At 69.8% G+C, this 20,756-nt stretch carries 22 protein-coding genes and 2 tRNA genes; 18 read left to right on the top strand and 6 right to left on the bottom strand.

Annotated elements, in window-relative coordinates:
- Positions 1-111: 111 nt before the first annotated feature.
- Together KYX17_RS25030 and KYX17_RS25035 are read right to left on the bottom strand one after the other, a co-directional pair.
- Positions 112-185, bottom strand: a tRNA-Asp gene (locus tag KYX17_RS25030).
- A gap of 27 nt (positions 186-212) precedes the next feature.
- Positions 213-285 (bottom strand) — tRNA-Glu (locus KYX17_RS25035).
- Positions 286-509: 224 nt separating this feature from the next.
- Between KYX17_RS25035 and KYX17_RS25040 the strand changes: the two genes are divergently transcribed.
- A complete protein-coding gene (locus KYX17_RS25040; protein ID WP_243230911.1) occupies positions 510-1,883 on the top strand; it encodes a peptidoglycan DD-metalloendopeptidase family protein in 1,374 nt (457 codons plus the stop codon).
- A gap of 69 nt (positions 1,884-1,952) precedes the next feature.
- Here the strand turns inward: KYX17_RS25040 and KYX17_RS25045 are convergent, their stop codons facing one another.
- Positions 1,953-2,486 (bottom strand): inorganic diphosphatase, encoded by a 534-nt coding sequence (locus tag KYX17_RS25045; protein WP_243230914.1) that lies wholly within the window; start codon positions 2,484-2,486, stop codon positions 1,953-1,955.
- Between the two features lie 179 nt (positions 2,487-2,665).
- On the opposite strand from KYX17_RS25045, the gene tilS reads away from it, so the two are divergent.
- The 13 genes from tilS to lysS all read left to right on the top strand — a co-directional run bounded on the left by tilS (position 2,666) and on the right by lysS (position 14,477).
- Positions 2,666-3,658, top strand: a complete 993-nt coding sequence (gene tilS, locus KYX17_RS25050; protein WP_243230916.1) for a tRNA lysidine(34) synthetase TilS — start codon at positions 2,666-2,668, stop codon at positions 3,656-3,658.
- Positions 3,659-3,707: 49 nt separating this feature from the next.
- Positions 3,708-4,259 (top strand): hypoxanthine phosphoribosyltransferase, encoded by a 552-nt coding sequence (gene hpt / locus KYX17_RS25055; protein ID WP_243230918.1) that lies wholly within the window; start codon positions 3,708-3,710, stop codon positions 4,257-4,259.
- A gap of 125 nt (positions 4,260-4,384) precedes the next feature.
- Positions 4,385-6,391 carry an ATP-dependent zinc metalloprotease FtsH gene (gene ftsH / locus KYX17_RS25060; RefSeq protein WP_243230928.1) on the top strand — a complete coding sequence of 669 codons (2,007 nt, stop codon included), beginning with the start codon at positions 4,385-4,387 and terminating at the stop codon, positions 6,389-6,391.
- 7 nt (positions 6,392-6,398) lie between these two features.
- Positions 6,399-6,989 carry a GTP cyclohydrolase I gene (gene folE, locus KYX17_RS25065; RefSeq protein WP_243230930.1) on the top strand — a complete coding sequence of 197 codons (591 nt, stop codon included), beginning with the start codon at positions 6,399-6,401 and terminating at the stop codon, positions 6,987-6,989.
- Positions 6,990-7,000: 11 nt separating this feature from the next.
- Positions 7,001-7,789 carry a dihydropteroate synthase gene (folP, locus tag KYX17_RS25070; protein WP_243231350.1) on the top strand — a complete coding sequence of 263 codons (789 nt, stop codon included), beginning with the start codon at positions 7,001-7,003 and terminating at the stop codon, positions 7,787-7,789.
- Positions 7,786-8,157: a dihydroneopterin aldolase gene (gene folB, locus KYX17_RS25075; RefSeq protein WP_243230933.1), complete on the top strand. Its 372-nt coding sequence runs from the start codon at positions 7,786-7,788 to the stop codon at positions 8,155-8,157. The genes folP and folB overlap by 4 nt, the downstream gene beginning before the upstream one ends.
- Entirely contained in the window at positions 8,154-8,678 is a 525-nt protein-coding gene (gene folK, locus KYX17_RS25080; protein WP_243230935.1) for a 2-amino-4-hydroxy-6-hydroxymethyldihydropteridine diphosphokinase, read from the top strand. The genes folB and folK overlap by 4 nt, the downstream gene beginning before the upstream one ends.
- Complete coding sequence (locus KYX17_RS25085; RefSeq protein WP_243230937.1) at positions 8,675-9,166, top strand: DUF3180 domain-containing protein; 492 nt, start codon at positions 8,675-8,677, stop codon at positions 9,164-9,166. Before folK ends, KYX17_RS25085 begins: the two co-directional genes overlap by 4 nt.
- Entirely contained in the window at positions 9,114-9,698 is a 585-nt protein-coding gene (locus KYX17_RS25090; protein WP_243230943.1) for a PH domain-containing protein, read from the top strand. Before KYX17_RS25085 ends, KYX17_RS25090 begins: the two co-directional genes overlap by 53 nt.
- Entirely contained in the window at positions 9,695-11,293 is a 1,599-nt protein-coding gene (locus KYX17_RS25095; protein WP_243230945.1) for a PH domain-containing protein, read from the top strand. Before KYX17_RS25090 ends, KYX17_RS25095 begins: the two co-directional genes overlap by 4 nt.
- Positions 11,290-11,997: a Rossmann-like and DUF2520 domain-containing protein gene (locus tag KYX17_RS25100; RefSeq protein ID WP_243230946.1), complete on the top strand. Its 708-nt coding sequence runs from the start codon at positions 11,290-11,292 to the stop codon at positions 11,995-11,997. Before KYX17_RS25095 ends, KYX17_RS25100 begins: the two co-directional genes overlap by 4 nt.
- On the top strand, positions 11,994-12,842 hold the full coding sequence (gene panC, locus KYX17_RS25105; RefSeq protein ID WP_243230949.1) for a pantoate--beta-alanine ligase: 849 nt from the start codon (positions 11,994-11,996) through the stop codon (positions 12,840-12,842). Before KYX17_RS25100 ends, panC begins: the two co-directional genes overlap by 4 nt.
- A gap of 72 nt (positions 12,843-12,914) precedes the next feature.
- Positions 12,915-14,477: a lysine--tRNA ligase gene (gene lysS / locus KYX17_RS25110; protein ID WP_243230950.1), complete on the top strand. Its 1,563-nt coding sequence runs from the start codon at positions 12,915-12,917 to the stop codon at positions 14,475-14,477.
- 1 nt (position 14,478) lies between these two features.
- Here lysS and KYX17_RS25115 read toward each other — a convergent pair whose 3' ends face one another.
- Positions 14,479-15,594 carry a DUF4192 family protein gene (locus KYX17_RS25115; protein ID WP_243230951.1) on the bottom strand — a complete coding sequence of 372 codons (1,116 nt, stop codon included), beginning with the start codon at positions 15,592-15,594 and terminating at the stop codon, positions 14,479-14,481.
- A gap of 99 nt (positions 15,595-15,693) precedes the next feature.
- Here KYX17_RS25115 and KYX17_RS25120 point away from each other — a divergent pair, with 99 nt between their 5' ends.
- The 4 genes from KYX17_RS25120 (at position 15,694) to KYX17_RS25135 (ending at position 19,563) form a co-directional block, all read left to right on the top strand.
- Positions 15,694-15,876 (top strand): hypothetical protein, encoded by a 183-nt coding sequence (locus KYX17_RS25120; RefSeq protein ID WP_243230952.1) that lies wholly within the window; start codon positions 15,694-15,696, stop codon positions 15,874-15,876.
- Positions 15,877-15,943: 67 nt separating this feature from the next.
- A complete protein-coding gene (gene cls / locus KYX17_RS25125) occupies positions 15,944-17,413 on the top strand; it encodes a cardiolipin synthase (protein WP_243230955.1) in 1,470 nt (489 codons plus the stop codon).
- A 118-nt stretch (positions 17,414-17,531) separates the two neighbouring features.
- Positions 17,532-18,230 carry a hypothetical protein gene (locus KYX17_RS25130; protein ID WP_243230956.1) on the top strand — a complete coding sequence of 233 codons (699 nt, stop codon included), beginning with the start codon at positions 17,532-17,534 and terminating at the stop codon, positions 18,228-18,230.
- 835 nt (positions 18,231-19,065) lie between these two features.
- On the top strand, positions 19,066-19,563 hold the full coding sequence (locus tag KYX17_RS25135) for an endonuclease domain-containing protein (RefSeq protein WP_243230957.1): 498 nt from the start codon (positions 19,066-19,068) through the stop codon (positions 19,561-19,563).
- A 165-nt stretch (positions 19,564-19,728) separates the two neighbouring features.
- Here KYX17_RS25135 and KYX17_RS25140 read toward each other — a convergent pair whose 3' ends face one another.
- Together KYX17_RS25140 and KYX17_RS25145 are read right to left on the bottom strand one after the other, a co-directional pair.
- Complete coding sequence (locus tag KYX17_RS25140; protein ID WP_243230958.1) at positions 19,729-19,959, bottom strand: helix-turn-helix transcriptional regulator; 231 nt, start codon at positions 19,957-19,959, stop codon at positions 19,729-19,731.
- The gene (locus KYX17_RS25145) at positions 19,956-20,576 is read right to left on the bottom strand and encodes a hypothetical protein (protein ID WP_243230959.1); all 621 of its coding nucleotides are present in this window, start codon (positions 20,574-20,576) and stop codon (positions 19,956-19,958) included. The genes KYX17_RS25140 and KYX17_RS25145 overlap by 4 nt, the downstream gene beginning before the upstream one ends.
- Positions 20,577-20,756 lie beyond the last annotated feature (180 nt).

Genomic DNA, 20,756 nt, shown 5'->3' on the forward strand with positions numbered 1-20,756 from the left:
CGTGCGCTCTACCAACTGAGCTACAGAGCCCCGCGGCATCCGTATCGCGCGAGGCGACGCGATGCCGCGTCCTAAACGAAAGGCCCTTCGAGAAGGGCCCGTCGCTCAGAGCGACCCTGACGGGACTTGAACCCGCGACCTCCGCCGTGACAGGGCGGCACGCTAACCAACTGCGCTACAGGGCCATGCTTGTTTAATTGTATTCGGTTGTGTGACCCCAACGGGATTCGAACCCGTGCTACCGCCGTGAAAGGGCGGCGTCCTAGGCCGCTAAACGATGGGGCCGGATGAACCCTTCGGGCTCACGCTTACCGAAGAGCAAGCATAGGCGAGGTTCTACCAAATGCGAAATCGGGTCCGACCGCCCGCGCGCGTCGCTGCCTGACGGGGCGTCGATCAGGGGAGAGGATGGCGCGGGACCGCCCGCATCCTGCGCTCGAAGAAGCCGTTGCGGATGTGACTGATGTTGTTAGTGTTGTCGGTGTTGCGCCGGTGAATGAGGGGCTGTTGTGTCTGCCGAAGATCTGCCCGGAGCGGAAGAGGACTGCGGCTGCGGCCCCACCGCTCAAGAGAAGCGCGCCCTCTGGCCCACGATGACCCGCCGCGTCGCTCTCGGCGCCGGGGCTCTCGGCGTCGTCGGGCTCGCCGCGCTGGCCGGCCCGCTCCAGCCCCAAGCGTTCGCGATCGAGGGCTACCCCTCGTGGGACGACGTGCAGCGCGCGAAGAACAACGAGGCCGCCAAGGGCGCCGAGATCCAGCGCATCGAAACGCTCATCGCGCAGTTGCAGGCCGATGTCGCCGCGAAGCAGGCGATCGCCGACCAGAAGTCCCAGGAGTACTTCACCGCACAGCAGGCGTACTTCGATGCCGCTGCGCGTGCCGACAACCTGCAGTCGCAGGCCGACGCCCAAGCCGCCGCCGCGACGGAGGCGGCGAACAAGGCCGGTCGCGTCGCCAGCCAGCTCTACAAAGCCGGTGGTGATGACACGTCGCTGCAGCTCTTTTTCGCGGGCTCCGCAGCCGGCGCCGACGACCTGCTCGCCCGTCTCGGCACGATGGACAAGCTCCTCGAGCGCAACCAGGACGTCTACGCCTCCGCCGTCTCCGCGCGTAACGCCGCACAGTCACTGACCGATCAGGCGACGACAGCCCGCGACGAGCGCGACAAGCTGCAGCAGGCTGCCGAGCAGGCCATGCAGGAGGCACAGGCCGCAGCGGATGCCGCGCAGGCCGCCCTCGACGCGCAGAACCAGAACCTCGGCACGCTGCAGGCGCAGCTGGCCGCCCTCAAGGACACGACTGCGAAGACCGTCGCCGACTACCAGGCCGGTGTCGCCGAGCAGAAGCGCCGTGAAGAGGAAGCCCGAAAGGCCGCCGAAGAGGCCGCTCGGCGTGCGGCAGAAGAGGCAGCGAAGAACAACCCCGGCGGCGGCAGCAGCAGCAGTGGCGGTGGCGGCGGCGGTGGTTCAGGCTGGGTGCGTCCCGCGGGCGGCAGCATCACGTCCGAGTACGGCCCCCGCTACTCGCAGTGCGGCCCGAGCTACTGCGCCAGCAGCACCCACTACGGCACCGACTTCGGCGCCGGATGCTGGGGCAACATCTACGCGGCGTCCTCCGGCACCGTGACTTACGCCGGCTACAACGGCGGGTACGGCAACTACATCCGCATCGACCACGGTGGCGGCATCGGCACCGGCTACGCGCACATCTCCAACGGCGGGATCTACGTGTCGCGCGGGCAGTGGGTCAACGCAGGTCAGGTCATCGCCGGCGTCGGCAACACCGGCAACTCGTTCGGCTGCCACCTCCACTTCGAGGTCTACACGCCCAGTGGCACGGTCAACCCCCGACCGTTCATGGCGGCGCGCGGCGTCGGTTTCTGAGCCCGATACCCAGACAGAAAGAGAGCGGATGCGGCAGGTGCCGCATCCGCTCTCTTCGTCTGAGCGGTCTCAGAGGGAGTTGGGCGCTTCGCCCTCACCCTGCGTCTTGGTCCGACCCTCGTGCTCCTCGAAGCGCTCGAACGCCTCGGCGACGAGACGCTCGGCCTCGGCGGCGTCAGCCCACTCGTCGACCTTGACCCACTTGCCCGGCTCGAGGTCCTTGTAGTGCTCGAAGAAGTGGCCGATCTCGCCCTTGGTCCACTCGTCGATGTCGCCGACGTCCTGGATGTGGGCCCAGCGCGGGTCCTTCGCCAGCACGGCCACGACCTTGTCGTCGCCGCCGGCCTCATCGCTCATCTTCAGCACGGCGACCGGGCGCACCTTCGCGAGCACGCCGGGGTAGATGTCGCGGTCGAGCAGCACGAGCACGTCGAGCGGGTCGCCGTCCTCGCCGAGCGTGTTCTCGAAGAAGCCGTAGTTGCTGGGGTAGCCCATGGGCGTGAACAGAACGCGGTCCAGGAAGACCCGGCCCGTGCCGTGGTCGACCTCGTACTTCACGCGGCTGCCGCGCGGGATCTCGATGACGGCGTCGTATGCGCCCATTCCTGTGCTCCTTTGGAAGTTCAGCGGATTCGCCACACAGCCTAGTCGGCCCGTCTCGGGCGCTCCGCGGGCAGGACTCAGCCAGAATTCGCTAGAGACGTGCGGAACCGTTGCGGATGCGCCTTCCGGCTGGGTCGTGCCGGCTGAACCGCCGCCACCCGCGCCAGTAGCGTGGTGGCATGCGACCCGGACTCCACCCCGCCACCGCCGAGGTGCGCCGCGCCGTTCGCGCGGTGCTCGAACCCCGGCGCGGACAGGCCGTCGTCATCGGACTCTCGGGCGGTGCAGACTCCCTGGCTCTCACCGCCGCCGTCGCCTTCGAAGCGGCCGCGCTCGACGTGCGCGCGATCACGGTGACGGTCGATCACGGACTGCAGGACGGATCGGATGAGGTCGCCGCACGCGCCGCCGATCTCGGCCGAGGCCTCGGGCTCGCCGCCGAAGTCGCGCGCGTCGAGGTGTCGGCGGCGGGCGAGGGACTGGAAGCCGCTGCCCGCAATGCCCGTCGCGCGGCACTCGCGGAGGCCGCCGCGCGTCTCGGCGCGTCTGCGGTGCTGCTCGCGCACACGCTCGACGACCAGGCCGAGACCGTGCTGCTCGGACTCGCCCGGGGCTCGGGAGCGACGAGCCTCGGCGGGATGGCGCCGGAACGTGAGGACGACGCCGGTCTCACGTGGCTCCGTCCCCTGCTGGGCGTCTCGCGTGCCACGACGCTCGCCGCGTGCGCCGCCGCGGAGCTCGAGCCGTGGCACGACCCGCACAACGACGACCCCGCCTTCACCCGCGTGCGGGTGCGTCAGCGGGTGCTGCCGGTGCTCGAGCGGGAGCTCGGACCCGGCATCGCCGAAGCCCTCGCCCGCACCGCCGAGCAGCTGCGAGCGGATGTGGCGGCTTTCGCCGAGATGATCGACGAGACCATCGAGGACATCGTCGAGCCCGCCGAGGCCGGGATCGCCGTCTCGGTCGCCGCCCTGGCCGCCAACCCGGCGGCGCTGCGCACCCGCATCCTGCGCCACGTCGTGGCCAGTGAGTTCCACGTCTCCCTCACGCACCGCCAGACGCAGGAGGTCGAGCGGCTGGTCACCGACTGGCGCGGCCAGGGCCCCATCGACCTGCCCGCCTGCCGCGCGGCCCGCGTGGGCGGCCGGATCGTCTTCAGCGCATCGACCTGACCCGGCCCGCGCACAGGACGCCGGCGGTGCCGCCGCCTAGACTCGACGCATGCGCGCAGCGGACATCGCAGACGACCTCACGACCGTTCTTGCCACCGAGGAGCAGATCCTCGCCAAGCTCGAGGAGATCGCGGCCCAGGTGGCCGCCGACTACGAGGGCAAGGACCTCGTGCTCGTGGGCGTTCTCAAGGGCGCGATCATGGTCATGGCCGACTTCTCCCGCGCACTGCCGAGCCTCGTGCCGATGGACTGGATGGCCGTCTCGTCCTACGGAACCGGTACGCGATCGAGCGGTGTGGTGCAGATCCGCAAAGACCTCGACACCGACATCCACGACAAGCACGTGCTCATCGTCGAGGACATCATCGACTCGGGGCTGACCCTCAGCTGGCTGCTGGAGAACTTCGCCGCCCGCGGCGCCGCATCCGTCGAGGTCTTCGCGCTGTTCCGCAAGCCCGAGGCCGCCAAGGTGCAGGTCGACTGCCGCTACGTCGGGTTCGAGATCCCCAACGAGTTCGTCGTCGGCTACGGCCTCGACTACGCCGAGCGCTACCGCAATCTGCGCGACGTCGCGGTGCTCGCCCCCCACGTCTACAGCTGATCGAGGGGCCGCGCGCCCTGTACGCCGTGGGCGAATGCACAGACCCGGCATAGTGAGCCCGCGCTACCCTGAAACGACCGCCGGGAGGCGGTCTGTCGACGAAAGGGCCGGGGTCTCCCCGCGAAATGGACTTCAAGAAGATCACGCGCAACCCGCTCCTGTACGTTCTGGTGATCGGGCTGTTCCTCATCGTTGGTTTCTCGCTCATCTCGAGCCTGGGCGCGGCGAAGCAGATCACGACCCAGCAGGGCCTCGAACTGCTCAGCGGCTCGACGGTCACCGAGGTGACCAACACCGACGGTGACCAGCGCGTCGACCTGAAGCTCTCGGCGCCCTACGAGGGTGCGAACGACGTGCAGTTCTACTACGTCGGTGCCCGAGCGGACGAAGTGGTCAAGGCCATCGACGCTGCCAAGCCGTCCGACGGGTACAACGACGTCGTCCCCCGTGCCACTTGGTTCGACGGGCTCATCTCGCTCCTGCTGCCGATCCTGCTGCTCGGCATCATCTTCTGGTTCCTCATCTCGTCCGCCCAGGGTGGCGGCAGCAAGGTCATGCAGTTCGGCAAGTCCCGCGCGAAACTCGTGACCAAGGAGTCCCCGACCGTCACCTTCCAGGATGTGGCCGGCTCCGACGAGGCCATCGAAGAGATGCAGGAGATCAAGGACTTCCTGAAGGACCCCACCAAGTTCCAGGCGCTGGGTGCACGCATCCCGAAGGGCGTGCTGCTGTACGGCCCTCCCGGAACGGGTAAGACCCTGCTCGCGCGAGCCGTCGCCGGCGAGGCTGGGGTGCCCTTCTACTCGATCTCGGGTTCCGACTTCGTCGAGATGTTCGTCGGCGTCGGCGCCAGCCGCGTGCGCGACCTGTTCAACCAGGCCAAGGAAAGCGCCCCGGCGATCATCTTCATCGACGAGATCGACGCCGTCGGTCGTCACCGCGGTGCCGGTCTCGGCGGCGGTCATGACGAGCGCGAGCAGACCCTGAACCAGATGCTCGTCGAGATGGACGGCTTCGACCCCAAGGCGAACGTCATCGTCATCGCTGCGACGAACCGTCCCGACATCCTCGACCCGGCGCTGCTCCGCCCGGGCCGCTTCGACCGCCAGATCGGCGTCGACGCCCCCGACCTCAAGGGCCGCAAGCAGATCCTCGAGGTGCACGGCCGCGGCAAGCCGCTGGCCGACTCGGTCGACCTCGAGGTCGTCGCCCGCAAGACGCCCGGCTTCACCGGTGCCGACCTCGCCAACGTGCTCAACGAGGCCGCTCTGCTCACGGCGCGCTCCGACGCCCAGCTCATCGACAACCGCGCCCTCGACGAGGCGATCGACCGCGTGATCGCCGGTCCGCAGCGTCGCACGCGGGTGATGAAGGACAAGGAGAAGCTCATCACGGCGTACCACGAGGGCGGACACGCGCTCGCGGCGGCGGCGATGAACCACACCGACCCGGTCACGAAGGTCACGATCCTCCCGCGCGGCAAGGCGCTCGGCTACACGATGGTGCTGCCGGTCGACGACAAGTACTCCGTCACCCGCAACGAGCTGCAGGACCAGCTGACCTACGCGATGGGTGGTCGCGTGGCCGAGGAGATCGTCTTCCACGACCCCACCACCGGTGCCTCGAACGACATCGAGAAGGCCACCAACATCGCCCGCAAGATGGTCACCGAGTACGGCATGACCACGGACGTGGGCCCGGTCAAGCTCGGCGGATCCTCGGGTGAGGTCTTCATGGGTCGCGACATGGGTCACGGTCGTGACTTCAGCGAGCGGGTGGCCGAGCGCGTCGACGTGCAGGTGCGGGCTCTCATCGAGCAGGCGCACAACGAGGCGTACCAGGTCATCAACGAGAACCGCGACATCCTCGACAAGCTTGCGCTGGCGCTGCTGGAGAAGGAGACGCTGGATCACATCGAGCTCGCCGAGATCTTCTCGGACGTGAAGCGGCTGCCCCCGCGTCCGCAGTGGCTGTCCAGCTCCGAGCGCCCGGTCTCGCCGCTGCCTCCCGTCGACGTGCCGGCGCGTGCGCCGCAGGTCGGTGTGGCCGCGGCCCAGGAGGCGGATGCGGCGGCTGCCCCCGCGACGCCGCGTCAGCGTCCGTCGGGTCAGGCTCGCCCCGCGACCGCGTAAGGCCGTCGTGGCCGTCGACCGCCCTCGCGTCGCGGACCTCGTCCGCCAGCTGCTCGAGGCGATCGGGGAGGATCCCGACCGCCCCGGGTTGAAGCAGACCCCGCACCGCGTGGCAGAGCTGTACGCCGACTTCTTCGCCGGCGTCGGAGAGGACGCATCCGAGCCGCTCTCACACACCATCTCGGTGGCGCAGGGACCGGCGCCGGAGACGCTCCCCTCGGGACCGGTCGTGCTGCGCGACGTGCGCTTCCGCTCGGTGTGCGAGCACCACCTCCTGCCCTTCGCGGGCAGGGCGCACCTCGCCTACCTGCCCGCCGAGCGCGTGGTCGGGCTCGGGGCGCTGCCGCGGGTCGTCGACATCCTTGCCTCTCGCCCGCAGGTGCAGGAACGGCTGGGCGAGCAGATCGCTGACGCGATCGCCCACGGGTTGGATGCGCGCGGGGTGCTCGTCGTGCTGGATGCGTCGCACGAGTGCGTCACGATGCGCGGTGGACGCCAGGTCGACGCGACCACGGTGACCATCGCCGCACGCGGCGAGTTCGCCGAGCCCGCGGCCCGTGCCGAACTCATCGCGCTGATCGCAGGAGGAGCCTCGTGAGCTGTCTCATCATGGGGATCGTCAACGTGACGCCCGACTCCTTCAGCGACGGAGGCCGTTTTCTCGCGCACGAGGAGGCGGTGCGCCACGCGCTGCGCCTGGTCGGCGAGGGCGCCCAGATCATCGACGTGGGCGGCGAGTCCACCCGGCCCGGCGCGGAGCGCGTCGGCGTCGAGGTCGAGCAGGAGCGCATCCTGCCGGTCGTCCACGCTCTCACCGAGGCCGGGGTCACGGTCAGCGTCGACACGATGAACGCCGCGACCGCCGCCGCCGCGGTGGCCGCGGGCGCTCGCGTCATCAACGACGTGTCAGGTGGACTGTCCGATCCCTCGATCCTGGATGTGGCCGCGGACGCGAACGTCGACATCGTGCTCGGCCATTGGCGAGGGCACTCCGACGACATGTACGCCCCGGCGCAGTATCGCGACCTCGCTCGCGAGGTGACCGGAGAGCTCATCGCCCGGATGGAGGCCGCCGCATCCGCCCGCATCCCGCCCTCTCGTCTGGTGCTCGATCCCGGCGTCGGTTTCGCCAAGCGCGGCGCGCAGAACTGGGAGATGCTGCGGGCGCTGCCTCAGGTGGTCGGGATCGGTCCGCGCGTGCTCGTGGGCACGAGCCGCAAGCGATTCCTCGGCGAGGCGCTCGGCACGGACGACCTCGCCCGCCGCGACCGGGCCACCGCCGTCACGAGTGCACTGTCCGCTCACGCCGGGGTATGGGGAGTGCGCGTGCACGATGTGCAGGCCACCGCCGACGCCCTCGCGATCGCGGAGGCGTGGCGTTCGGGAGGAGCAGGATGAGCCGCGACACGATCACCCTCACGGGCCTGCGCGCCCTCGGCTTCCACGGCGTCTACCCCGATGAGAAGCGCGACGGGCAGGAGTTCGTCGTCGATGTCACGATGCGCCTCGACCTCGCCCCGGCAGCCGTGAGCGATGATGTCGCCGACACGGTGCACTACGGCGAAATCGCCGAAGAGGTTGTGGCCGTCGTCACCGGCGAACCGGTCGATCTCATCGAGACGCTCGCCGCACGCATCGCCGCCGTCGTGCTGGCGCGCCCGCTCGTCGACGAGGTCACGGTCACGGTGCACAAGCCGCAGGCGCCCATCACGGTCCCCTTCGCCGATGCAGCCGTGACGATCGTGCGCGCCCGGGGCGAGCGATGAACCGCCGGCTCGCACAGGGGTTCGACGGCGCGTCGACGCCGGTCGATGCCGCATCCGTCACCGCCGTGATCGCGCTGGGCTCCAACCTCGGCGACCGCGGCGCGCTGCTCGACGAGGCAGCGGCCGATCTCGCGAGGCTGCCGCTGACGGCGAACGTGCGTGTCGCCCCCGTCATGGAGACCGTCGCGATCCGCCCCGAAGGCCCCGACCCCGACGCACCCCGCTACCTGAACACCGTCGCCCTGGTGGACACCCGGCTCGCCCCGTCCGTGCTGCTGGAGTTCCTCCACCGCATCGAGGCCGACCACGGCCGGCGTCGCCGCGAGCGATGGGGCGATCGCACGCTCGATCTCGACCTCATCGCCTACGGCGACGTGCGCTCGACGACGCCGACGCTCGCGCTGCCGCATCCGCGGGCCGCCGAGCGCGACTTCGTCCTGCGGCCCTGGCTCGCCCTCGACGCCGCTGCGGTGCTCCCAGGCGTCGGCCGCGTCGCCGACCTTCTCGAGGCCCTCTCATGAAACGCACCTCGCCCGCGTCCCTCGCGATCGCCGTCGTGCTCGGCGCCGGCGTCGGGTTCCTCATCGACCAGGTGCTGACCGCATCCGGTCAGGCGACGTTCACCCCCGTTCTCACACTGCCGATCCTGTTGGCGCTGCTCGGCGCCCTCGTGTTGGTGCTGGGCATCGGGGTGCGGCGCGCGACGCGCGGACGCTCGGCCGGCCCGCTCGATCCGTTCCGCGCCGTGCGCATCGCGATGCTCGCCAAAGCCGCGAGCATCGTCGGGGCGGCCATGGGCGGCATCGCGATCGGGCTCTCCGTCTTCCTGCTGACGCGGCCCGTGATCCCCTCGGTAGGCTCGTTCAGCACCCTGATCGCGACGATCGTGGCCTGCGTCTTCCTCGTCGCGGCCGCTTTGGTGGCCGAGAGTCTGTGCACGATCCGGAAGGACGACGATGACGAACCCGACGCCGGGAGCCCCGGAGGCGACACCCTCTCCCACCTCTGACGAGGCCGTTCTGGATGCGGGCACCTTCGACGAACTGCTCGAGTCCCGTCGGGAGGGACTCTTCGTGCGCGACGGGTCTTGGCACCAGCTCGCCCGCGCCTACCGGACCGTGCAGCTGATCTCGCTCACCGCGGCGCTCGTGCTCGTAGCGGTCGCGGCGCCGATCATCGCGGCGGTCACCGGCACCGGCTGGGTGTGGATCCCCGCGGGCGTGCTGCTGGTCGTGCTGGCCGTCACCCTCATCCTGACTCCGCGTCAGATCCGCTCGTTCGGCTACCGGCTGCGCGAGAACGACCTCGTGCTGCGCCGCGGCATCCTCTTCCAGCGCGTCGTCGCCGTCCCCTACGGCCGTATGCAGCTCGTCGACATCACGCACGGCCCGCTCGATCGGGCGTTCGGCATCGCGCAGCTCAAGCTCGTGACCGCGGCCGCCGCATCCGCCGTCGTGATCCCGGGGCTCACGCAGGACGCGGCCGAGAAGCTGCGCGACGTGCTCATCGCCGTCGCGGAATCCCGGCGGACGGGACTGTGACCGAACCGGATGCGGGCCGTTCCGCGCTGAGCGACGGCGAGTGGCATCGGCTGCACCCGCTGACCCCGCTGCTTCGCGGCGGACTGTTCCTCGTTGTCGTGCTCGGCTTCGTCGTGGCCAACCTGCGCGACCGGCTGATCGAGATCTTCGCCCCCTGGCTGGCCCCCGGGTTCTCGGGCCCGGTTCCCGGCGACCCGGTGGACTACGTGCTCGGTCACGACCTGGTGCTGCTCGCGCTGGGCGTGGTGCTGCTCGTGGTCGTCGCCCTCATCCTCGTGTTCTGGATGTCGTGGCGCTTCCACACCTTCCGCATCACGGGCGACGACGTCGAGGTGCGCTCCGGTGTCGTCTTCCGCACCAACCGTCGGGCACCTCTCGACCGTGTGCAGGGCGTGAACCTCACGCGACCTCTCGTGGCGCGCCTGCTCGGTCTCGCCAAGCTCGAGGTCGTCGGTGCCGGCCTCGACGCGAACGTGCGCCTCGAGTACCTCTCGACCTCGAACGCGGAGCAGGTGCGCGCCGACATCCTGCGTCTCGCCTCCGGCCGCACGCTCGGCGAGAGCCGTGCAAGCGGTGCCGGCGCGGCGGCGTCGTGGCGCTCGGCGGCCGTGCAGACCGCCTCGCAGGCGATGGACTCGCTCGTGGCGGGAACCGACGAGCCCGAGGTGGAACCCGCATCCGTCGTCCGTATCCCGGCTGGGCGGGTCATCGGATCCATGCTCCTGCGCGACTCGACCGTGGTGGTGTTGGCGGTCATGATCGCGCTCGTCGTCTGGGCGGTGACGGGGCCCGGGTGGCTCGTGTTCGCCATCCTCCCCACGATGATCGGGTTCGCGACCTACGTCGGCCGGGGAACGGTGCGGGCCCTCCGCTACGCGATCGCGCCGACCGACCACGGCGTGCGCATCGTGTTCGGCATCCTCACGACCGTCACCGAGATCCTCCCTCCGGGCCGCGTGCACGCCGTGCGTGTGCACCAGCCGATCCTCTGGCGCCCCGCGGGATGGTGGACGATCACGGTCAACCGGCTGTCCGGCTCGCGCGCGGGCCAGGAGGCGGCGGAGGCGTTCACCCGCGTGCTGCCGGTCGGCACCCGGGAGGATGCGGAGCGGGTCGTCGCGTTGCTGCTGCCCTGGCTCGACGACGCCGAACGCGCGCTCCTGTTCGACCGCGGTCTGCTCGGCGCCGACGGCGACGCCGCCTTCACGACCACGCCGCGCCGCGCCCGCATCCTGCGCCCCGTGTCGTGGCGACGCAACGGCTTCGCGCTCACGGATGCGGCGCTGTTTCTGCGGCGCGGCAGATTCTGGCGTTCGCTCGTCGTGGTACCGCTCGCCAGGCTGCAGTCCATCGCGCTGCAGCAGGGGCCCATCGACCGCGCGTTGCGCGTGGCCTCGGCCCGTGCGCACACCGTGGCCGGAGCGGTCGACACCAGCCTCGGCGGCATCGATGTCGAGGCCGCGCGCCGGATGTTCGAAGATGTGGCGCGCCGAGCGGTGACGGCGGCCCGCAGCGACAGATCGCACCGGTGGTTCATCGAGGACACCGCGACCCTCGCGCGCGGCGAGGAACGAGACGAGGAGGAGAACGGATGAGGCGTGACGGCCGTCTGGGCGTCGGAGTGATCGGTGCGGGTCGGGTGGGCCCCATCATGGCGGCCGCTCTCGGCGGGGCGGGGCATGCACTCATCGGCATCACCGCGGGCAGCGATCAGGACCGCGTGGAGGCGATCCTGCCCGGAGTGCCGGTGCTGGATGCGGCCGAGATCCTTCGGCGCAGCGAGCTCGTGGTGCTTGCCGTCCCGCACGACGAGCTCCCCTCCCTCGTCGCAGGTCTTGCCGAGCTCGGTGGCTGGCAGCCGGGGCAGCTCGTGCTGCACACCGACCCGGGGTACGGCACCGAGGTGCTGGCACCTGCCCAGCGACTGGGCGCGATCGGCCTGGCGGTGCATCCGGCCATCACCTTCACGGGCACCACGATCGACCTGCGCCAGCTCGCCGCCTCCTACGCCGCCGTCACGGCGCCCGCGGCGGTGCTGCCGATCGCGCAGGCACTCGCCGTCGAGATCGGCTGCGAGCCCGTGGTCATCGCCGAGGCCGACCGTCCCGCCTATGCGGAGGCGATCGCGACCGCGACGGAGTTCTCCCGCGTGATCGTGCAGCAGGCGACGGGGCTGCTCGCGGGTATCGGCGTCGAGAACCCGGGCGGGTACCTCTCGGCCCTCGTGCGCTCGACGGTCGACCATGCCCTGACACGCGCGGATCCGCGCGGACCCGTGGGCGATACGATCGACGGATGATCCGCACCATCGCGGAGCTGCGCACCCGACTGGCAGAGGCCAGAGCCGCGGCTCCCCAGGGCACGCGTGTCGCACTCGTCTCGACGATCGGTGCGCTGCACGACGGCCACACAGACCTCATCCGCACCGCGCGCGAGAGCGCCGGAATCGTGGTCGTCTCCTCCTTCGTGAACCCGCTGCGCTTCGCCACGCACGCCGAGTACGAGGCCTATCCGCGCACGCCCGACGCGGATGCCGCGCTGCTCGAGCGCCTCGGCGTCGACCTCGTGTTCGCTCCGGATGCGGACGAGCTGCTGCCCGCCGGCAAGGCCACGACCAAGGTGAGCGCGGGAGATCTCGGCCTGCGCTACGAGGGTCGGGTGCGCCCGTTCTACTTCGACGGACTGCTGACGGTCGAGGCGCAGCTGCTGAACCTGGTGCGGCCCGACGTCGCCGTCTACGGCGAGCGCGACCGCCAACGCGTGTTCCTCGTGCGCCGGATGGTGCGCGACCTCTTCTTCGACGTCGAGATCGTCGAGGCGGAGACGGTGCGCAGCGACGACGGTGTGCCGATCTCGACGCGGCTCGCGACCCTCGACGCCGCCGACCGCGCTGCGGCGGCGCTGCTGCCGCGGGCGCTCGAGGCCGCGGCATCCAACGCCGACCGCGACGTCGACGCGTGCATCGCGGCGGCGCAGAGCGCGCTCATGGGGGAGTCCCGCATCCGGCTCGAGTACCTCAACGTCGTCGATCCGGCCACCTTCCTGCCCGTCGACGAGGGCCATCAGGGGCCCGCGCTGGCCCTGATCGCGGCGACCGTCGGCGGTCACCGGTTCGTCGACAACGCCGAGATCTTCGTGCGCTGAGCCCTCCGCGGGCAACCGGGCACCGCAGACGCCCCGGATAGACTTGACGGCGACTTCCGAGGAGCCCCCACGATGACCTCTCAGCCCGAGAATGCCGCGCCCGCCGAGACCCCCGAAGAGGACGTCTTCGAGCAGAAGGCGGTGCGCCTGGCCAAGCGCGAGCGACTCATCGCAGAGCGGACGGATGCGGCCGGCGGCGCCTATCCGGTCTCGGTCGCGGTGACCGACACGATCCCCGCGCTGCGCGAGCGCTTCGCCGCCCTCGAGGCGGGCGAGGAGACCGGCGTCATCGCCGGCGTCGCCGGTCGCGTCGTCTTCAGCCGCAACACCGGCAAGCTCTGCTTCGCGTCGTTGCAGTCGGGTGACGGCAGCCGCATCCAGGCCATGGTCTCGCTCGCCGCCGTCGGCGAGGAGTCACTCCAGCGCTGGAAGGAGCTCGTCGACCTCGGCGACCACGTGTTCGTGCGCGGCCAGGTCATCTCCAGCCGCCGCGGCGAACTGTCCATCATGGTGGACGACTGGCAGATCGCCTCGAAGGCGCTGCTGCCGCTGCCGAACCTCCACTCCGAGCTGAACGAGGAGACGCGCGTACGCTCGCGCTTCCTCGATCTCATCGTGCGCGACCAGGCGCGGACGACCGTGCGCACCCGCGCCGCGGTCAACGCGAGCCTGCGCGAGACCTTCGCCGGACACGACTTCATCGAGGTCGAGACGCCCATGTTGCAGGTGCAGCACGGTGGCGCGTCGGCGCGTCCGTTCGTGACGCACTCCAACGCCTTCGACACCGAGCTGTACCTGCGCATCGCCCCTGAGCTCTTCCTCAAGCGCGCCGTCGTCGGCGGGCTCGATCGGGTGTTCGAGATCAACCGCAACTTCCGCAACGAGGGCGCCGACTCGACCCACAGCCCCGAGTTCGCGATGCTCGAGGCCTATGAGTCGTACAGCGACTACAACGGCATCGCCGACCTTACTCAGGAACTCATCCAGAACGCCGCCGCGGCCACGAACCGTCTCGCCGGGCGTCCGGAGGCGGGCCACGTCGTGACCTGGGCCGACGGCACCGAGTACGACCTCGGCGGCAATTGGGACCGCATCTCGATGTACGACTCGCTCAACGAGGCGCTCGCCGCATCCGAGATCGACGCCGAGCCCATCACCCCGCAGACGCCCGTCGCCGAGCTCGCCCGCATCGCCGAGGCCGCCGGCGTCGACGAGCCGCCGCACGCGACCCACGGCAAGTACGTCGAAGAGCTGTGGGAGCACTTCGTCAAGACGCACCTGGTGCGCCCGACGTTCGTCATGGACTTCCCGCTCGACACCAGCCCGCTCGTGCGCGAGCACCGCTCAATCCCCGGTGTCGTGGAGAAGTGGGACCTCTACGTGCGCGGCTTCGAGCTCGCCACCGGGTACTCCGAGCTCATCGACCCGGTCATCCAGCGCGAGCGCTTCGTCGAGCAGGCGAAGCTCGCCGCGCGCGGCGACGACGAGGCCATGCGCATCGACGAGGAGTTCCTGCGGGCGATGGAGCACGGCATGCCGCCCATGGGCGGCATGGGCATGGGCATCGACCGACTGCTGATGGCCGTCATCGGCCTCGGTATCCGCGAGACCATCCTCTTCCCGCTCGTCAAGTGAGTCAGCCGGGCTGAGCCCGGAACGCCCAATCGGGCAGATGGCCCGCGTCGACCATCGACAACACGATGAGCGACAGGCCGTGCTCCGCGTCGATCGCGAGTGCCTGTTCGCAGTAGCGCGCGGCGTGGGTGGAGCGCCCGAGAGCCCAGGAAAGCCAGGCGCTCGCCGCCAGGATCCCGGGTCGATACGCGGCGGGAGCGGATGCGGCCGCGAGCCGGCAGACCTCGAGGGCCCCCGTGAGGCGATCGACGTCGGGGCGGGGACCCTCGCCCATCATCCACGCGCCCAGCTCGTCCGGGTACGCGACACCGGCCTCCCACTCCTGCTGGGCGGTGAGGGCGGCGTCCCCGCCGTCGACTCCGCGCACCCATGTCGCCAGCGCGATGTCGCGGAGCGCGGGACGCGCGAGGCACCAGATCAGCAGCGCGAGATCCTGCACGTCGACGTGCTCTGCGTCCGTCCCGTCGCCCGGCGGCGGCACCGCGCCGTGCGACGGGATCCAGGACTCGAAGAAGGCGGGCAGATCCTCCAGAGCGAGCGATGCGACGAGAGCATCGGGATGGATGCGGGCGTCCGCCGGGCGCGACCCGTTCAGCACCCACTCCAGCGCGCGGGCGCATTCCGTCAGCGCCCGGCCGACCCTCTCGCTCCGCGCGAAGTCGACGTGCGGCAGCGAGGCTCCGGCGCCCTGGTCGGCGGCGGGGCGGTTCGTGCCCGCATCCGGATCTCCCGCGATCGTCCCGCCGAGTGCGGGATCCAGGTAGGAGCGCCAGCGCCCGGACGAGATGTGCAGCGCGTCGATGCGTCGCAGCCCGCACGCCTGCGCCCTGACCTCCAAGGCTGCGACGAGCTCCGCGTGCGTCACGGCATCGGCGTCGTCATACACGAGCACGGCGTAGGCGTCGGTGTGCTCGACTCGGCAGGCGAAGCCGATGAGTGTCGAGGCCACCGCATCCGTGTCGGCCGCCGCGTGCGGTAGATCGACGCGCAGTCCGCCGCCGGTGCGCCCCGCGCTGAAGGGGATCAGCACCACGCTGCGTCGCGGCTCGTAGCCGAGCAGCCGTGGAACGAGAGAGAGGAAGTCGGCCGCATCCCGGGCCTTGATGATCGTTGTCATGGGTCGAGGCTGCGCTCTCGCGGCCGGCCGGAGCCGAACACACAGGCCGCCGCGCCGGGACCCGGCCGGTGTGGAGAAGCCGTCGCGTACGATGGAGGCGTGGAGAACATCTGGGTCGCGGCGCTGTGGTCGATTCTGCCGACCATCGTCGTGACGGCGACGTTCTTCTTCATCGTGCGTTCGATCCTGCGCATGGACCGCACCGAGCGTCGCGTGTATTCGCAGATCGAGGCCGAGGAGCGCGCGAAGCGCGGTCTGCCCCCGGTCGCCTCCGACCACTGAGCGTCCACCACGCGGCCATCCTGCGCCCTGCCACTACGCTGAGCAGGATGCGGGCGGGGGAGACGGCATGATCAACATCGACATCGATCTCGGATCGTGGTGGCTGATCGCCGTCTTCGTCTTCGACGTCGTGATCCGCATCGCCGCGATCATCATCGTCCCCCGTAATCGACGCCCCACGGCGGCCATGGCCTGGTTGCTCGCGATCTACTTCATCCCCGTGATCGGGGTCGTGCTGTTCCTGGTGATCGGCACGCCGCGGCTGCCGCGCAAGCGCCGGCGGAAGCAGCGCGCGATCAACGAGTACATCCAGCAGGCCACGGCGGGACTCGATCACGGCACGCTGCGTCCCGGCGCGCCGGGTTGGTTCACCTCGCTCGTGCGGCTGAACACGAACCTCGGGGCCATGCCGCTCTCCGGTGACAACGAGGCGCACCTGATCGCCGACTATCAGGAGAGCCTCGACGCGATGGCCGACGCCATCCGCAGCGCCCGGCGTTACGTGCACGTCGAGTTCTACATCCTTCAGTCGGATGCCGCGACCGACAACTTTTTCCGCGCGCTCGAGGAGGTCCGCGAGCGGGGCGTCACCGTACGCGTGCTGCTGGATCACTGGGCCAACCGGGGCAAGCCGTTCTACCGGCGCACGCTGAAGCGCCTCGACGCGATGGGGGCCCAGTGGCATCTGATGCTGCCCGTGCAGCCGCTGCGCGGCAAGTATCAGCGTCCCGACCTGCGCAATCACCGCAAGCTCCTCGTCATCGACGGTGACATCGCCTTCATGGGTTCGCAGAACGTCACCGATTCGACGTACAACCTGCGCAAGAACATCCGCCGCGGTCTGCACTGGGTCGACCTCATGGTTCGCCTCGAGGGGCCCGTCGTCGGCAGCGTCAACGCCGTCTTCCTGTCCGACTGGTACAGCGAGACCGACGAACTGCTGACGGAGGAGGTCGACGAGTTCGACCTGCGCCAGGCCACCGGTGATCTCGATTGTCAGATCGTGCCGAGCGGTCCGGGATTCGAGTTCGAGAACAACCTGCGCCTCTTCCTCGGGCTCATGTACGCCGCGGAGGAGCGGATCATCCTCGTCAGCCCGTACTTCGTGCCGGACGAGTCCATCCTCAACGCCATCACGACCGCCTGCCACCGCGGTGTCGAGGTCGAGCTCTTCGTCTCCGAAGAGGGCGACCAGGCGATGGTCTACCACGCTCAGCGCAGCTACTACGAGGTGCTGCTGCGCGCGGGCGTGCGCATCTGGATGTACCGCAAGCCCTACATCCTGCACACCAAGGCCATGACGATCGACGACGAGGTCGCCGTCATCGGATCGAGCAACATGGACATGCGCTCGTTCGGTCTCAACATGGAGATCTCGATGCTCGTGCGGGGCGAGGAGTTCGTGGACGAGATGCGGCAGGTCGAGGACCACTACCGCAACCTCAGCACCGAGCTCACCCTCGAGGAGTGGCTGCGCCAGCCCCTGCGCTCGACGGTGCTCGACAACCTCGCCCGGTTGACGTCCGCCCTGCAGTAGCGGCGATCGTGACCGGGCCGTTACCGGTCTTTCCGGTGATGCGCAGGCCACTCGGACAGGATGAGAGCCAGGAGGCCGCGTCGCGGCCGCATCCGCAGATCTCCGAGGGGGAGCCGTCATGCGCCGCACCAGGACCCTGCTCACCGTCACCGGCTCGTTGCTGATCGCCGCCGGCATGCTCGCCGGATGCGTCGGCGAACCCGCGCCCGGCGAGTCGGCCGTCGCCGACCTGCAGCTGAATGCGGGGTGGGTCGACGGTGGCCGGATGATCGCGCTCGTGACCGAGGGCAGCTCCACCTGCGTGCCGGTCGCCGAGGAGGCCGTTCTCGCCGACGGCGTCGTCTCGGTGACGCTGGCCGACCCTGCCACCGACGCCGACCGACCCTGCACCGCCGACATCGCTCAGCGCGTCACGCTCGTGGGAGTGCCTGCGGGCGTCGATCCCGCGCAGGCGACGCGCGTGGACGTGGCCTTCGGCAACGCATCCGGCAGTATCGAGCTGCCCGGTGCGGAGGGGCTCGCGGGGCCCGGGTCGCAGACCGACTTCATGCCGAGCGCGGGCTGGCTCACCTCGGGCGGATTCGCGCTCGTGACATGGGGCTCCTCCTCCTGCGCGCCCGTCGTGGACACGATCGAGAAGACGGCGGACACCGAGATCACGGTGACGTTCCAGACCCCGTCCGCGGATCGCGCCTGCACGATGGACATGGCCCCCCGCGCGCTTCTCGGCGTCGCCGAGGATGTGGCCGAAGGCCCCGGCATCGAGCTCGTGCTCGTCGGCGACACGTTCGACAACACCCGCGTCCCCGTCCTCTGACCTCGCCGGCCGCGGCCCCGGCCCCGGGGCGGCTCCGGGCCGGGGTGGTGCGGTGTCCCGGACCGCGTGATGTGGTGCCTCGCGCCTGCCGCGGGGTTCTCGAGGGATGCGTGTTGCCCGTCTCCCCCTAATGGTGGCGTTTCGGGTCCCTCGGCGATTGCTTCGCCTGTCACAGATCGAGGACATCGGCTTGGTCTGTGACAGGCGAGCGGCTGGTTCTGATGCTCGCCTGTCCCAAACGGATCGTTTCGGCTCGATCTGTGACAGGGGAACCTCGGGGCGGCGTGAGCACCGCGCGGCGCGCGTGCGTTCCTCCACACGTGCTCGCCTCGGCGTGGCGACCTGGGGATGATGTGCCCGCGATCCGGCGCGCATCCAGTGTGGAGCCGTGTCTGGACGCATCCCCTACGATCTCGGACCCGCCTTCCGTGTGGGTGCCGCACGGAAGCTCGGCGTTTCGGAGTCGACGCTACGTGCGTCCGATCTGCTGCGACCGTTCCACGGGGTGCGGGCGAGGGAGCGTGAACTGCCTGCGGAGTGGCGCGGCGGCCTTCTTGGCGTCCACGAGGCTCGCCAGATCGCACGAGCCTTGGATTTCTCGCCTCACATGGGCGCACATGAGTTCTTCACTCACGTCACGGCGGCGGTTCTCCTCGGGCTACCGTTGCCGCCTCGCCTGCTTCGGGAAGATGAGGTGCACGTGGGGGTGCTGGCTCCGAGGCGCCCTCCGCGGGGGCGCGGCGTGGCCGGGCATCAAGCGGTTCCCGATCTCACCTCGGTGGTCCTGCATCGCGAAACTGGCCTGCGTCTCACCTCCCCAGCGACGACCTGGGCGATGCTGGCCGCATCACTGCCGCATCCCTACGACGTCGTGGCCGTCGGTGACGCGGTGCTCCGCGACTGGCGCGTGGAGCCGCTGGCGTCTTTCCCTGAGCTGAGCCGGGCCGTGGATGCGGGACGGAGGGTGGGTGTGGCGCGCCTGCGCGAGGCGCTGCCGCGCATGCGGGCAAGGTCGGGATCGCGGCCGGAGACCTGGCTGCGACTCACGATCGTGGATGCCGGCCTGCCAGAACCGCAACTGAATGTCGATGTGTTCGCCGACGGCGAGTACGTCGCCTGTGTCGACCTCGCCTATCCGGAGCGTCGGATCGCGTTCGAGTACGAGGGTGAGCATCATCTGCGTGATTCGCGCCAGTGGGCGTGGGATATCGAGCGCTATGAGCGGCTGGCCGCGGCCGGCTGGCTCGTCATCCGGGCGACCAAGCAGGACGTCTTCGAGCAGCCGGGGCGCCTCATGTTGCGCGTGCGTAGAGCGCTCGCGTCTCGATGGTGACGTCGTTCGCGTCGCGGACATCGTGCTCGCCTGTCACAGATCGACGGCGATTGCGCGATCTGTGACAGGCGAGCAGGTGGAAGCGCTGTTCCCCTGTCACAGATCTCCGCGTAGGGGTCGATCTGTGACAGGGGAATGATCTGGTGGGAGCACCCCGGGGCAGGGTCAGTCCTGGCGGACGAGGAGGTCGCCGATCTCGCAGTCGAGGGCGCGGCAGATCGCCGACAGCGTCGAGTACCGGATGGCGCGGGCCCGGTCGTTCTTCAGCACCGACAGGTTCACCACCGACACGCCCACCACGCGGGACAGCTCCGCCAGGGTCATCCCGCGCTCGGTCAGCAGCTCGTCGAGTCGGCAGTGCACACCGCTCGGGCCGTCGTCCTCGGCGGGGCTCATACCAGGCCCTCGGTGTCGCGCTGCAGCCGGTCGCCGACCGTGAACACGGTGCTGGCCATCGCGACGATGAAGGCGGCGAGGATGACCGGTGGCAAGTCCACGCTCATGACGGGATTGTCGAACGTGCCCTGCGAGATGTCGCGGAAGGCATCGTTGGCGACCATGTTGCCGAAGAACGGGACTCCGAACAGCCCAGCGAGACCCGACGCGCCCGCGGCCACGACGAGCACGGTGTTGCGACCGTTGAACACGCGCCCCCGCATGACCGACAGCGTCACCAGCAGCAGGCACACGACGACCGCGGTGACGGATGCGGCGAGCACGAGCTGCTGGATCACCAGCGCGCCCGTGCCGGCGACCGAGAGGCTGTTCGGGGTGATCCACCCGCGTTCGAGCACGACGTCGCGCATCGCGCCGTCCGGGCCGATCGGAGCGGTGACCGTGGTGTCGGAAAACAGCGCCTCCACGGGAAGCGCCTTGCCGCTCAGTGCGTCGACGATCCGCTCGATCGCGAAGAACAGCGTGATGCCGACGACGGCGATACCTGCGCCGACGAAGATCCACATCGCGGCGATGTCGCTGCCGCGAAGCACGCGGGCTTGAGTGGGGGTGGTCATGAGATCCTCCCTGGCATATCGAATATCGTTGTTATCGAAAAACGATATGGCATGGCGGATGCGACCGCAAGCGTCGGATGCGGTGCGCCCACGGCGAACACGGGCTTGCCGCATCCGTGCTCTGGTTAGCCTCGATGTACAGCGCGCCGGAGGGTGCGCCCGATGTTGGCGTCATCTGGC

The sequence above is a fragment of the Microbacterium sp. CIAB417 genome (assembly GCF_022788845.1).